At 40.9% G+C, this 452-nt stretch carries 1 tRNA gene and 1 rRNA gene; both read right to left on the bottom strand.

What is annotated here, in order from left to right:
• Positions 1–63: 63 nt before the first annotated feature.
• A tRNA-Ile gene (locus FNN09_RS20940) sits at positions 64–140 on the bottom strand.
• A gap of 180 nt (positions 141–320) precedes the next feature.
• Positions 321–452: ribosomal RNA gene (locus FNN09_RS20935) — 16S ribosomal RNA — on the bottom strand; the annotation flags it as partial.

Here is a 452-nt window from a genome sequence, read left to right as displayed (position 1 = left end):
TAGATGTGAGACTTAGAGATTTTCATCTAATAATCTATTATCTAATTTCTATTTGTCTAGTAATGGTAGTCCCGGGCAGACTTGAACTGCCGACCCCTACATTATCAGTGTAGTGCTCTAACCAACTGAGCTACGGGACTGTTGCAGTGTCTCCCCGTTAGATTATTAGACTTTTAGATTCTTAGATTCTTAGATTATTTTCTAATGGTCTATTATCTATTTGTCTAGCATCTATTACGGATTGCTTGACGCTGTAAATTATGAATAGTACTAAAAGGTAAAAAGTGAGTCTAAAACCTCACTATAAAAATTATCTCCAGAAAGGAGGTGTTCCAGCCACACCTTCCGGTACGGCTACCTTGTTACGACTTAACCCTAGTTACCAGATTTACCCTAGGCCGCTCCTTGCGGTCACAGACTTCAGGTACCCCCGGCTTCCATGGTTTGACGGG

This window comes from Carboxylicivirga sp. M1479 (genome assembly GCF_007097485.1).
Classification (GTDB): domain Bacteria; phylum Bacteroidota; class Bacteroidia; order Bacteroidales; family Marinilabiliaceae; genus Carboxylicivirga.
The sequence above is the reverse complement of the archived record's forward strand: the minus strand, read 5'-3'. Positions and strand labels throughout refer to the sequence as shown.